Here is a 12,807-nt window from a genome sequence, read left to right on the forward strand (position 1 = left end):
GAACCTGGAGTGCGCTCCAGGTCAAGCCTCCCACCCTCAACTCCGCGCTCGCCGCGTATGCGGCCCGCAGGACACGATGAAATTCACCCCTGAATAACGCACAGGGAGAGTTCTGTTTCCCGGGTGTTCACCCTTTCCTTCCATAAACCCGTGTCCGCATTCGGAGTTGGCTTTGTCACTTTTGGTGGACGGCACAACCAATCGGAAAGACGGTCCGTCTAAGCGGGCGAATCGATAACCCGCGGGGAGTGCCAAGGAATGGATCGCTCGACCCTGTCCACAGCCGTTTCGAGCGGCCATTTCTCACCGAAGAAGGCCGCGGCCCTGCTCGCCGCGGTCATCACCGTCACCGCGTTCTGCGCCGCTGATGCCGTCGCCCGCAGCTATCCCTTCGGACCCCGTACCCGGAGCGTCAACGACCTGGGCAACCAGTACGTGCCGTTCCACGCACACCTGTGGGACCTGCTGCACGGAAGGGCCGACGGTGGCCTGTTCATCAACTGGCAGTCCGGATTCGGCTCCAGCTTCCTGCCCGATCTGGGCACCTACCTCAGCAGCCCGTTCGCCCTGCTCGTCGCGGTGTTCCCGCGGGACGAGATCGACCTCGCGGTGTATGTGATCACCGTGCTGAAGACGGCGTCCGCCGGTGCTGCCATGGCCTGGCTGCTGCTGAGCCTGCGCCCCGGACGCTGGTGGGTCGCGGGGCTGCTGGGCGCCTCGTACGCCTTGTGCGGCTGGAGCGTTGCGGTCGCCTCCTACAACCCGATGTGGCTCGACGGACTCGTCGCCCTGCCACTGCTCTGCCTGGTGGGCGAGTGGGCGCAGCACGGACGGCGCCCGCTCCTCGGTGTCGTCATCGTGGCCCTGGCCTGGATCGCCAACTTCTATACCGCGTACATGGCGACCATCGCTGCCGGGCTGGTGCTGCTGCTCCGGCTGTGGCTCTCCGGTCTCCCGACCCGGCGGCGACTCCAGGCAGTCGGCCGCGGTGCCGTCACCGTCCTGCTGGGCGTGGGCCTGGCCGCGCCGCTGGTGACCGTCGTGTACTTCGGCACCAAGCACGCCCATCCCGGCAGAGCCGTGCAGTTCGCGCCCGTGCCGACGGAGGACCTGCTGGCCCGTCTGCTGCCGACGACGTACAGCTTCGGCAGTCCGGCCGTCTATGTGGGCACCACGGCGCTGCTGCTCGCGCTCTGCCTGCCCTTCCACCGGGCCGTTCCGCGGCGGGTGCGCGTCGGCTGGACGCTGCTGGTCGCCGGCGTGGCCCTGTCGCTGCAGTGGGGGCCGACGCACCTGGTCTGGCATGCCTTCGCCACACCACAGGGCAGCGTCTACCGCCAGGCCTTCGTCCTGTGCGCGCTGCTGGTGATCGCCGCGTGGCAGGCGCTGTCGTACGGCCCACCCGACCGGCGCGCCCTCGGGGCGGCAGCCGGGCTGCTCGTACTGATCAGTGCCGCCGCGAGCCGGAGTGCTCTGGTGCACCCCGTCGGATGGGCGGTGCTGCTGCTCGCCGTCGTCGGCGCGCTCGGCGGACTGGTGCTGTTGCGACGCACCGAAGGCCCGCGCCGTACCGTCCTGGCCGGGCTCGCCGTAGTCCTGCTGTTCGGCGGCCAGTTTGGCGAGACGGCCGCCACCTCCGCCGTCGCCACCCGGCTCCGCCTCGGCCACATGGACGACTACGCGCCCTGGGGAGCCCGCCAGGAGGCGCAGGCGGCGGCGATCGCGCAGGCCGACGACTGGCCCCGGTACCGCACCGACCCGGGCCGGGAACAGACCGTCGGCAACGACCCGATGCTGGTGGGCGGCGAGGGCGCCCAGTACTACAGCAGCCTCACCTCCGACGTCCTCAGCCGCACACTCACCGCCCTCGGCGGCGGCTGGACCTCGCGGGGCCGCAGCCCGCAGAGCCTGGACAACGACGTCACGGACGCGATCTTCTCCATCGGCGCGCGCGTGCACTCACCGCCGGACCCGCACCAGAACTGGTTCGCGCAGGACGGCACCGTGCCGACCGTGTCCCGGCAGGACGTACCGCCGCTGGTCACGCTCCGACCGTCCGGCGCGTCCTCGACCGGCTTCGGCCCCTCGCCGTACCGCAACCAGGAACTCCTGCTGGGCGCCCGCGTGTACACCGTGCCTCGCAGTACGGTGCGGACCGCCACCGGGAAGCCCCCGCGCGCCGGAGACGCCGCGCATCCCGGGATGCTCGTCACCGCATCCGCCCCCGGAAGCGAGCGGAAGCCGACCGTCACGGCCCGGTGCCCGGCCGGCAGCGAGGTCTATCTCTGGGCACCCCACTTCTCGGGCACCGCGCAACTTCCCGACGGGCCGACCGGCCGGTTCAGGTCCGACGCCCGCGTCACCAAGATCGCCGCCATGCAACGGCTCGGCAGGACCCCGGCCTCCGGCCGCCTCACGATCGACCTGACCCCCGACCGCCCCGGCCGCGTCCCGGACGGCGCGGTCGGCTGCCTGGACACCGCCCGTCTGCACGACGCCGTCGCGCAGCTGAGGACCACCGGCGCCACCCACGTGACCGTCTCCGACAGCACGATCCGCGCCGAACTCCCGGCGGGCAGCAGGGGAACCGCGGTCGTGGCGGCTCCGCGCATCGCGGGCTGGCGCTGTGCCGCGGGCGACGCCGCGGCCGTACCGGCACGGCAGTTCCACGGCCTGATCGCCGTCCCCCTCGACGGCACCTCCACCACCGTCTCCTGCACGTTCCACCCGCCCGGACTGCGCCTCGGCACGACCGTCGGGGCCGTATCGCTCCTGGCCCTGATCCTGCTCGGCGCCCTCACCGCCGTACGCCGACGGCGTGCCGCACCGCCACAGCCACCGGCGCCATCGACCACGACCACCCGCCCGCGCGAGCCCGTGACCGGCGCTCTCTGACCGCGTCCCCAGGGGGAAACCATGCTCATATCGATCGTCGCACCCTGCTTCAACGAGGAAGACGTCATCGAGCGCTTCCACGACCAGGTCCAGAAGGTCGCCGACGAGCTGTTGCCGCTCGGCCACGACATGGAGTTCGTCTACGTCGACGACGGCAGCCGCGACCGTACGCTCGCCGCCCTGGAGCGTCTTGCCGACCGCGACGCGCGCGTGCGGTACGTCTCCTTCAGCCGCAACTTCGGCAAGGAGGCGGCACTGCTCGCCGGCCTGCGCCACGCCTCGGGGGACTCCGTGGTCGTCATGGACGCGGACCTCCAGCATCCACCGGAACTCATCAAACGCATGGTGGACCTGAGCAAGGAGGGCTACGACCAGGTCGTCGCCAAGCGCACCAGGACCGGCGACAGGATGACCCGCACCCTCACCGCCCGCCTCTACTACCGGCTCATCAACCGTCTCGTCGACGTCGAACTCGTGGACGGCGTCGGCGACTTCCGGATGATGTCCCGCCGCGTGGTGGACGCGATCCTGGACCTCACCGAGTACAACCGCTTCTCCAAGGGCCTGTTCGCGTGGGTGGGCTTCCCGAGCACCACCTTCGAGTACGAGAACGCCGCACGCGAGGGCGGCCGCAGCTCCTGGACCTTCCGGAGCCTGCTCAACTACGGCCTCGACGGGCTGCTCTCCTTCAACAACAGGCCGCTGCGCGCCGCCCTCCATCTCGGCATGGGCCTGCTGCTGTGCGCCGGCCTGTACACGGCCTGGATCGTGGGCGCTGCACTCGTCAACGGAGTGCAGACACCCGGCTACGTCACGATCATCACCGCCGTCACCGGTGTCGCCGGAGTGCAGATGATCATGCTCGGGGTCATCGGGGAGTACACCGGCCGCATCTACTACGAGGTCAAGGGGCGCCCGCACTTCCTGGTGAAGGCGACCAATGTGAAACGAGCGAAGGACCTCATTCCCTGATGCCTCATTCCCCGACACCGAGACCCCTGACACCGAGACCCCCGATACCGACACCCCCGATACCGGCACCTTTGGAACCGAAATCACCGGAGCCGAATTCACCGGAACCGAAATCCCCGGTACCGAGTTCGCTGATTTCCCGGCAGATGGTCACCTTCGCTGTGATCGGCGTCGTCAACACGGGCACGTACTACGGTCCGTACCTGCTGTTCCTCACCCGTTTTCCCTATCTCGTCGCCCATGTTCTGGCGACCGTCCTCAGCATGACCGGATCCTTTTTCCTCAATGCGCGGTTCACCTACCGGACACGTCCGACCTGGCGGAAATTCCTGCTGTTCCCCCTCACGAACGCCGCGAACTTCGTCATCACGACGGCAGGCGTCTACGTGCTCGTCGACCTCCTCCATTTCGGCAGCCGCTACGCCCCGCTGCTCGCGTCCCTGGCGGCGATTCCGGTGACCTTCGTCGTCTCCCGCCGGATCATGTTGTGAGAGGGGCGTCAGGGACCGCGAGCCTCAACCGGCCGCGGCGCCGAACCACTTGGGCAGCAGGCCGAACAGCTCCTGCTGGTCCTCGCCCACCCACGCCACATGACCGTCCGGCCGCAGCAGCACCGCGGGCGCGTCCAGTTCCTCGCTGACGTCGACGACATGGTCGACCCGGTCCGCCCAGCCCGCCACCGTGAGTCGGCCGGTCCGGTCGAGGAGCAGCCCGCGGCCGCCGTGCATCAGCTCGTAGAGGCGCCCCTTCTTCAGCGTCACGTCCCGCAGCCGCCGGCCGAGCAGTTCGTGGCCCTCGCCGAAGTCGTAGCGGATCCCGATCGCGATGATCTTCTCGGTGAGGTACCGGTTCACTTCCTCGAAGGCCATCAGTTCCGTCAGCAGCCGACGCACCGCCTGGGGACCGGGCTCCGTGGACAGCAGCTGCATCTGCGCGCGGGTGTTGTCCAGCACGTCGGCGGCCACCGGGTGCCGTTCGGTGTGGTAGCTGTCCAACAGCCCTTCCGGCGCCCAGCCGTTGACCTCCGCGGCGAGCTTCCAGCCGAGGTTGAACGCGTCCTGGATGCCGAGGTTGAGGCCCTGCCCGCCGACCGGCGGGTGGATGTGCGCCGCGTCGCCGGCCAGTAGCACGCGGCCGGTCCGGTAGCGCTCGGCCTGCCGGGTGGCGTCGCCGAAGCGGGACAGCCAGCGCGGTGAGTGCACGCCGAAGTCCGTGCCGGAGAACTTCCGCAGCTGCTGCTTGACCTCCTCGAGGGTCGGCGGGAGTGAGCGGTCCCCGGCCACCCCCTCGGCGGGCACGACGACGCGATACACCCCCTCCCCGAAGGGACCGAGGCCGAACCGCTTCTCGGTCCTGCGGACCTCGGCCACCACGGCGGCCAGCTTCTCCGCAGACACGGTCACCTCCATCTCCCCGATCAGCGTCTCGACCCGGGAGGGCTCACCGGGGAAGCCGACGCCGAGCAGCTTGCGCACCGTGCTGCGCCCGCCGTCGCAGCCGACGAGATAGCGCGAACGCAGCCGCGAGCCGTCGGCCAGCTCGGCGGTCACCCCCTCGTCGTCCTGGCTCAGCCCGACCAGCTCGCAGCCGCGCCGGATCTCCGCACCGACCTCGGTGGCGTGCTCGGCCAGCAGACGGTCGGTGATGGTCTGCGGGATGCCGAGGACGTAGCCGTGCGCGGTGTCCAGCCGGTCGGGCGCGGGCTTGGGGATGCCGGCGAAGAAGCCGCCGACCGGGTACTGCCGGCCCTGCTCCAGGAACCGCTCCAGCAGGCCGCGCTGGTCCATCACCTCGATGCTGCGCACATGCAGGCCGAGCGAGCGGACGAACAGGGTGGGCTCCACGTCCTTCTCCAGCACGACCACGTGCACACCGTGCAGCCGCAGCTCGCCGGCCAGCATCAGGCCGGTCGGTCCACCGCCGGCGACGATCACGTCAATCATGGATCCCCCATCGAACGAGAGTGGTCTTCGGCCAGCACGCCGACAAAGGCGCATGTACGTCGCGAAACGCTTATTTCCGCAGGTTCTGGCCCAGGCAGGAGATTCTGCAGCACGACCCGGGTCTTGCCGCAAGACCCCCCGTGCGCTATAGCTTGAGAGTGGCAAGGAGTCGCTGAACTCCTTGCCTTTTTCATTTCCCGTCCCTGTGCCGCATGAGGCGGACACCGGCCCAGATTGCATAAACGTGCAGCGAAACGTATAGTCATGCCATCCAGGAGGAGGATGACATGGCGGTACGTGCGGCAGTGGCCGGTGCGAGCGGATACGCGGGCGGAGAGCTCCTGCGGCTGCTCCTGGCGCACCCCGGGATCGAGATCGGGGCCCTGACCGGCAACTCCAACGCGGGCCAGAAGCTCGGTGCGCTCCAGCCGCACCTGCTGCCGCTGGCCGACCGCGTGCTCCAGGAGACGACCCCCGAGGTCCTCGCCGGGCACGACGTCGTGTTCCTCGCCCTGCCCCACGGCCAGTCCGCGGCTGTCGCCGAGCAGCTCGGCCCGGACGTGCTCGTGGTCGACATGGGCGCCGACTTCCGGCTCAAGGACGCGGCCGACTGGGAGAGGTTCTACGGCTCCGCGCACGCCGGGACCTGGCCCTACGGCCTCCCCGAACTGCCGGGTGCCCGTGCCGCGCTGGAGGGGTCCAAGCGCATCGCGGTACCCGGTTGCTACCCCACGGCCGTCTCGCTGGCCCTCTTCCCGGCCTACGAGGCCGGGCTCGCCGAGAACGAGGCCGTGATCGTCGCCGCGTCCGGGACGTCGGGCGCGGGCAAGGCGCCCAAGCCGCACCTGCTGGGCTCCGAGGTGATGGGCTCGATGACCCCGTACGGCGTCGGCGGCGGCCACCGGCACACCCCCGAGATGATCCAGAACCTCAGCGCCTCGGCGGGGGAGCGGGTCTCCGTCTCCTTCACGCCCACCCTCGCGCCCATGCCCCGCGGCATCCTCGCCACCTGCACCGCGAAGGCGCGCCCCGGTGTCACGGCGGAAACCGTCCGCGCCGCCTACGAGAAGGCCTTCGCCGACGAGCCCTTCGTCCACCTGCTCCCCGAGGGCCAGTGGCCCGCCACGGCGTCCGTCTACGGTTCCAACGCCGTTCAGGTGCAGGTCGCGTACGACGAGGCGGCGGGCCGCATCATCGCGATCAGCGCCATCGACAACCTGACCAAGGGCACCGCGGGCGGTGCCGTCCAGAGCATGAACCTCGCCCTCGGACTCGACGAGTCCACGGGGCTTTCCACGATCGGAGTCGCACCGTGAGCGTCACGGCAGCCAAGGGATTCACGGCGGCCGGCATCGCCGCCGGAATCAAGGAGAACGGCAACCCGGACCTGGCCCTCGTGGTCAACAACGGTCCGCGCCGCGCCGCCGCGGGCGTCTTCACCTCCAACCGTGTGAAGGCCGCGCCGGTGCTGTGGTCCGAGCAGGTCCTCAAGGGCGGCCAGGTGTCCACGGTCGTCCTCAACTCCGGTGGCGCCAACGCCTGTACGGGGCCGAAGGGCTTCCAGGACACGCACGCCACCGCGGAGAAGGTCGCCGAGGTCCTCGGCCGCGGTGCCATCGAGGTCGCCGTCTGCTCCACCGGACTGATCGGCGTCCTGCTCCCGATGGACAAGCTGCTCCCGGGAGTCGAGACCGCGGCTCAGCAGCTGTCCGAGCACGGCGGCGAGAAGGCCGCCATCGCCATCAAGACCACCGACAGCGTCCACAAGACGTCCGTCGTGACCAAGGACGGCTGGACCGTCGGCGGCATGGCGAAGGGCGCGGGCATGCTCGCTCCCGGCCTCGCCACCATGCTGGTCGTCCTCACCACGGACGCGGTCGTCGAAAGTGACGTACTGGACACGGCACTTCGGGCCGCCACGCGGACGACCTTCGACCGCGTCGACTCCGACGGCTGCATGTCCACCAACGACACCGTGCTGCTGCTGGCCTCCGGTGCCTCCGAAGTCACCCCGGAACACGCGGAGTTCGCCGAGGCGGTACGGGCCGTCTGCGACGACCTCGGCCAGCAGCTGATCCGTGACGCCGAGGGCGCCAGCAAGGACATCAAGGTCGAGGTCATCAACGCCGCGACCGAGGACGACGCCGTCGAGGTGGGCCGCTCCATCGCCCGCAACAACCTCCTCAAGTGCGCGATCCACGGCGAGGACCCCAACTGGGGCCGTGTGCTCTCCGCGATCGGCACGACTCAAGCCACCTTCGAGGCCGACCGGTTGAACGTCGCCATCAACGGCGTCTGGGTCTGCAAGAACGGCGGCGTCGGCGAGGACCGCGAGAAGGTCGACATGCGCTACCGCGAGGTCCGCATCACGGCGGACCTCGCGGCAGGCAATGAGTCTGCGGTGATCTGGACCAACGACCTGACAGCCGATTATGTGCACGAGAACAGCGCGTACTCCTCTTGACGTGCCCGCTTGGTTGTCACGGGTCCTCGCCGTCGCCGACGAGGGTTCCTGTTTCACCGGCGACCGCTCGCCCCGGACAAGTCCGGGATGAGTCTTACATCGCCTCCGCAGGCCAACACCGCCCGCCCGGCGGCTGATCCGAGATCTTTCCGAAAGTCGGTTATGACGGTCAATCACTCAGAAGAGGGAAAGTCCCCGACCCGTAAGCACACCGCCCTGCCCAAGGCCCAGATCCTCATCGAGGCGCTGCCCTGGCTGACGAGGCACAACGGCAAGATCGTCGTCATCAAGTTCGGCGGCAACGCCATGATCGACGAGGACCTGAAGGCCGCGTTCGCCCAGGACGTCGTGTTCCTGCACCACGCCGGCCTCAAGCCGGTCGTCGTGCATGGCGGCGGCCCGCAGATCAGCGCCGCCCTCGACCGGCACGGCATCGTCAGCGAGTTCAAGGCCGGCCTGCGTGTCACCACCGAGGACGCCATGGACGTCGTACGCATGGTGCTCGCCGGACAGGTCCAGCGCGAACTGGTCGGACTGCTCAACCAGCACGGCCCGCTGGCCATAGGCCTCACCGGCGAGGACGCGCACACCATCACCGCCACCAAGCACCAGCCCGAGATCGACGGGGAGTTGGTCGACATCGGGCGGGTGGGCGAGATCACCGAGATCGACACGGGCGCGATCGAGGCACTGCTCGCCGACGGCCGGATCCCGGTCGTCTCGTCGATCGCCCGTAGCCAGGACGACGGACATGTCTACAACGTCAATGCTGATACGGCGGCTGCGGCACTCGCTGCTGCTCTTGGCGCCGAAACCCTCATGGTTCTCACGGACGTGGAGGGCCTCTACGAGGACTGGCCGAACAGCGACGAGGTGATCAGCCGCCTCACGGCTTCCCAACTGGAGAAGCTGCTGCCGGAGTTGAGCTCCGGGATGGTGCCGAAGATGGAGGGCTGTCTGCACGCCGTGCGGGGCGGCGTGAACACCGCCCGCGTCATCGACGGCCGGGTCGAGCACTCGATCCTGCTGGAGATCTTCACCGACGAGGGCATCGGCACGATGGTCGTGCCCGACGAAATTCCGGACGTACAGGGGGAGTCGTGAGCAACCAGGATCTGACCGCGCGGTGGCAGGGCGCGCTCATGAACAACTACGGCACCCCGCTGCTGCCCCTCGTGCGCGGCGAGGGCGCCAAGGTGTGGGACGCCGAGGGCAAGCAGTACGCCGACTTCGTCGGCGGCATCGCGGTCAACGCGCTCGGACACGCCCACCCGGCGATCGTCGAGGCGGTGAGCCGACAGATCGGCGCCCTCGGCCACATCTCCAACTTCTTCATGTCCGAGCCCACCGTGACGCTCGCCGAACGGCTGCTCCAGCTCTTCGGCCGGGACGGCAGGGTCTTCTTCTGCAACTCGGGCGCCGAGGCCAACGAGGCCGCCTTCAAGATCGGCCGGCTGACCGGGCGGACCCATGTCGTCGCCACCGAGGGCGCCTTCCACGGCCGCACGATGGGTGCCCTCGCGATGACCGGTCAGCAGGGCAAGCGGGAGCCTTTCCTGCCGTTGCCCGGCGAGGTCACGCACGTGCCGTTCGGCGACGCGCAGGCCCTGGCGGCCGCGGTCACCGAGGAGACCGCGCTGGTCATCCTGGAGCCGATCCAGGGCGAGATCGGCGTCGTCACCCCGCCGCCCGGCTACCTCAAGGCTGCCCGCGCGATCACCGCTGCGACCGGCGCGTTGCTGGTCCTCGACGAGGTACAGACCGGAATCGCCCGTACCGGGCACTGGTTCGAGTACCAGGCCCACGAGGGCGTCCTGCCGGACGTCGTGACGCTGGCCAAGGGTCTCGGCGGCGGACTGCCGCTCGGCGCGACCGTCGCCTTCGGGCGCGCCGCCGAACTGCTCCAGCCCGGGCACCACGGCACGACCTTCGGCGGCAACCCGGTCGCCTGCGCCGCCGGACTCGCCGTCCTCGACACCATCGAGAACGAGGGGTTGCTGGAGAACGTCAAGCGGCAGAGCGAGAAGTTGCGGAACGGAATCGAGTCACTGGGCAATCCGTTGATCGCCCATGTCCGGGGCGCGGGCCTCCTCCTGGGTATCGTGCTCACCGAGCCGCTCGCGCCCCAGGCGCGGCAGGCGGCTCAGGAGGCCGGATTCCTGGTGAACGCGCCCGCGCCCGACGTCGTACGGCTGATGCCGCCGCTGAATCTCGGCGACGACGAGGTGGACGCCTTCCTCGGGGCGCTCCCCGGCATCCTGGACCACGCCAACGGGGACGGATCCGGAGAATGAGACGACGATGAGCCACGCGCAGGACGACGCACAGCACGCCGGGCCTGCCGTGCCGCAGACCCGCACCGCACGCCACCGCCGGATCGTGGACATCCTCAACCGGCAACCGGTGCGGTCCCAGAGCCAGTTGGCGAAGCTGCTGGCCGACGACGGCTTGAACGTCACCCAGGCGACGCTGAGCCGGGACCTCGACGAGTTGAACGCGGTGAAGATCCGCAACAACGACGGCGACCTGATCTACGCGGTGCCGAGCGAGGGGGGATTCCGCACCCCCCGGGCGCCGCTGGGGGAGTCGGCGAAGGAGGAGCGGATGCGGCGGCTGTCCCAGGAGCTGCTGATCTCCGCGGAGGCGTCGGCGAATCTGGTGGTGCTGCGGACGCCTCCGGGGGCTGCGCAGTTCCTGGCGTCGGCCATCGATCAGGCCGAGCTGCAGGACATTCTCGGCACGATCGCCGGTGACGACACGTTGCTGTTGATCAGTCGGGATCCGACGGGCGGCCAGGCGCTGGCGGAGCACCTGCTGCGGTTGGCGCAGAACGGCCACTGAACGGCCCACTGACGCGAACGAGTCCGGGGCGCACGGGAGTTCCCGTGGCGCCCCGGACTCGCATGGGGGTTCATCCCAGGCGGGCCGCCAGCCCTCCCGTGCAGCGCACCTCGTCACCCGCCGTGATCAGCAGCGCCTCCACGTCGGGCAGCGACTCCAGCCAGCGCAGCCCCTGGCCCGAACCCATCGCGAAGGCCGCCGTGGCCCAGCAGTCCGCCCAGGTCAGCTTCGGGGCCACCACGGTCACCGCCACCAGGTCGGTCACCGCGGACCGGCCCGTGCGTGGGTCGACGATGTGGGCGCCCCGCTCGGCGGTGCCGGACGTGGCCACCGCCAACTCGTCCGCGCCCGCCGCGGAGACGACCGCCGCGAGCCCTCCCGGACGCAGCGGGTCCGCGACCCCGACCCGCCAGGGCCGGTGCTGCTCGGGCGACCCGAGCAGCTGGACGTCCCCGCCGCCGTTCATGCTCACCCCGTGCACGCCGGGGGTCGCCGCCAGCCGCCGTGCCGCCCGCTCGGCGGCCCAGCCCTTGACGATCCCGGTCGGGTCCAGCTGCCCTTCGTAGCGCATGCTGAACCAGCCGTCGCTCACCCGCTCGGCCTCGGCGCCCAGTTCGAGCACCTCGGCGACCTCGGGAGTGCACTGCTCGACGGTCAGCTCACCCCGGGCGAGCCGGGAGACCTGGCTGTCGTCGCGGTACGTGCTGAACACCTCGTTCACCCGGTGCAGTCCGGCGATCGCCTCCTCCAGCGCCGCCTGCACCGCACCGGGTTCCCCGCCGCGGACGTCGAAGGAGAAGACGGTCCCCATGACCTCCTCCGCATGACGCACCGCGGCGGGAGCTTCTGCCGATTCGGCCACCGCCTCAGCCACCGGCCTGGTCCAGCGCCGACTGCAGCGACTGCTTGTAGCCGTTGCTCGTGTACGTGGCAGTCGACACCGTGTCGATGTTCGCGCTGCCGGCCGCCACGGCCTCCTGGTTGAGCTTGGGGACGGCCAGGGCGGTCTTCTGGTCGCTGGTGCCGCCCTTGGGCGCCTGCACCGCCTCGGCCTTGGTGATCTTGCCGTTGGCGACGGTGATACGGACCTGGACGGTTCCGTACTGGGTCTGGACCGCACTGCCGGTCACGGTCTTGGCCTGGGCGGCGCCACCGGAGCCCTGCGAGGAGCCGCTGGAAGAGCCGCTCGACGACCCGCTGCCCTGCGAAGACCCCGCACTCGCCTTCATCTTGTCGATCGCCGACTGCAGCGACTGCTTGTATCCGTTGCTGGTGTACGTCGCCCCGGACACGGTGTCGATCTGCGCACTCTGCGCGGCGACCGTCTCCTGGGTGAGCTTGGGGATGGACAGGGCGGTCTTCTGGTCGCTGGTGCCGCCCTTGGGCGCCTGGATCGCCTCGGCCTTGGTGATCTTGCCGTTGGCGACGGTCAGTCGTACCTGGACGTTGCCGTACTCGGTCTGGGCCACATTGCCGTCGACCGTGCCGGAGCCGGTCGCCGCGGCACCGCCCTGGGGCGACTCCTGCGCGGCGGCGGTCTGCTGGGGGGCGGCGCCCGCGGCGGCCTCTGCGTTCGGGTCGGACGCCGGTTTCAGCGACAGCAGCAGTACGACGCCCGAAACGGTGGCGGCGGTGGCCAGCACGACACGCCGGATGGGGTGACTCTTCCTCATCGCTTCTAGAGCTCCTGAA

The 12,807-nt window shown here is 69.9% G+C and carries 11 protein-coding genes; 8 read left to right on the top strand and 3 right to left on the bottom strand.

The annotated features are described in order from the left end of the window. The first annotated feature begins 258 nt into the window (after positions 1 to 258). The 3 genes from OG303_RS39970 to OG303_RS39980 all read left to right on the top strand — a co-directional run bounded on the left by OG303_RS39970 (position 259) and on the right by OG303_RS39980 (position 4,358). On the top strand, positions 259 to 2,895 hold the full coding sequence (locus OG303_RS39970; protein ID WP_405874795.1) for a YfhO family protein: 2,637 nt from the start codon (positions 259 to 261) through the stop codon (positions 2,893 to 2,895). A 21-nt stretch (positions 2,896 to 2,916) separates the two neighbouring features. Beyond that, positions 2,917 to 3,867, top strand: a complete 951-nt coding sequence (locus tag OG303_RS39975) for a glycosyltransferase family 2 protein (protein ID WP_405874796.1) — start codon at positions 2,917 to 2,919, stop codon at positions 3,865 to 3,867. A gap of 146 nt (positions 3,868 to 4,013) precedes the next feature. After that, positions 4,014 to 4,358, top strand: a complete 345-nt coding sequence (locus OG303_RS39980) for a GtrA family protein (RefSeq protein WP_405874797.1) — start codon at positions 4,014 to 4,016, stop codon at positions 4,356 to 4,358. A gap of 24 nt (positions 4,359 to 4,382) precedes the next feature. Here the strand turns inward: OG303_RS39980 and rox are convergent, their stop codons facing one another. Continuing rightward, the gene (rox, locus tag OG303_RS39985) at positions 4,383 to 5,810 is read right to left on the bottom strand and encodes a rifampin monooxygenase (RefSeq protein ID WP_405874798.1); all 1,428 of its coding nucleotides are present in this window, start codon (positions 5,808 to 5,810) and stop codon (positions 4,383 to 4,385) included. Positions 5,811 to 6,097: 287 nt separating this feature from the next. Here rox and argC point away from each other — a divergent pair, with 287 nt between their 5' ends. From argC to OG303_RS40010, 5 genes are all read left to right on the top strand, one after another. Beyond that, complete coding sequence (gene argC / locus OG303_RS39990; RefSeq protein ID WP_405874799.1) at positions 6,098 to 7,126, top strand: N-acetyl-gamma-glutamyl-phosphate reductase; 1,029 nt, start codon at positions 6,098 to 6,100, stop codon at positions 7,124 to 7,126. Continuing rightward, positions 7,123 to 8,274 carry a bifunctional glutamate N-acetyltransferase/amino-acid acetyltransferase ArgJ gene (gene argJ, locus OG303_RS39995; RefSeq protein ID WP_405874800.1) on the top strand — a complete coding sequence of 384 codons (1,152 nt, stop codon included), beginning with the start codon at positions 7,123 to 7,125 and terminating at the stop codon, positions 8,272 to 8,274. Before argC ends, argJ begins: the two co-directional genes overlap by 4 nt. 162 nt (positions 8,275 to 8,436) lie before the next feature. Continuing rightward, the gene (gene argB / locus OG303_RS40000) at positions 8,437 to 9,378 is read left to right on the top strand and encodes an acetylglutamate kinase (protein WP_405874801.1); all 942 of its coding nucleotides are present in this window, start codon (positions 8,437 to 8,439) and stop codon (positions 9,376 to 9,378) included. Further along, positions 9,375 to 10,568 carry an acetylornithine transaminase gene (locus OG303_RS40005; protein ID WP_405874802.1) on the top strand — a complete coding sequence of 398 codons (1,194 nt, stop codon included), beginning with the start codon at positions 9,375 to 9,377 and terminating at the stop codon, positions 10,566 to 10,568. The genes argB and OG303_RS40005 overlap by 4 nt, the downstream gene beginning before the upstream one ends. 7 nt (positions 10,569 to 10,575) lie before the next feature. Next, positions 10,576 to 11,115, top strand: a complete 540-nt coding sequence (locus tag OG303_RS40010) for an arginine repressor (RefSeq protein WP_405874803.1) — start codon at positions 10,576 to 10,578, stop codon at positions 11,113 to 11,115. A 70-nt stretch (positions 11,116 to 11,185) separates the two neighbouring features. Here OG303_RS40010 and OG303_RS40015 read toward each other — a convergent pair whose 3' ends face one another. After that, a complete protein-coding gene (locus tag OG303_RS40015) occupies positions 11,186 to 11,926 on the bottom strand; it encodes an FAD:protein FMN transferase (RefSeq protein ID WP_405874804.1) in 741 nt (246 codons plus the stop codon). 55 nt (positions 11,927 to 11,981) lie between these two features. Beyond that, entirely contained in the window at positions 11,982 to 12,788 is an 807-nt protein-coding gene (locus tag OG303_RS40020) for an FMN-binding protein (protein ID WP_405874805.1), read from the bottom strand. Positions 12,789 to 12,807 lie beyond the last annotated feature (19 nt).

The sequence above is a fragment of the Streptomyces sp. NBC_00005 genome (assembly GCF_045160215.1).
In the GTDB taxonomy this organism is placed as follows: domain Bacteria; phylum Actinomycetota; class Actinomycetes; order Streptomycetales; family Streptomycetaceae; genus Streptomyces.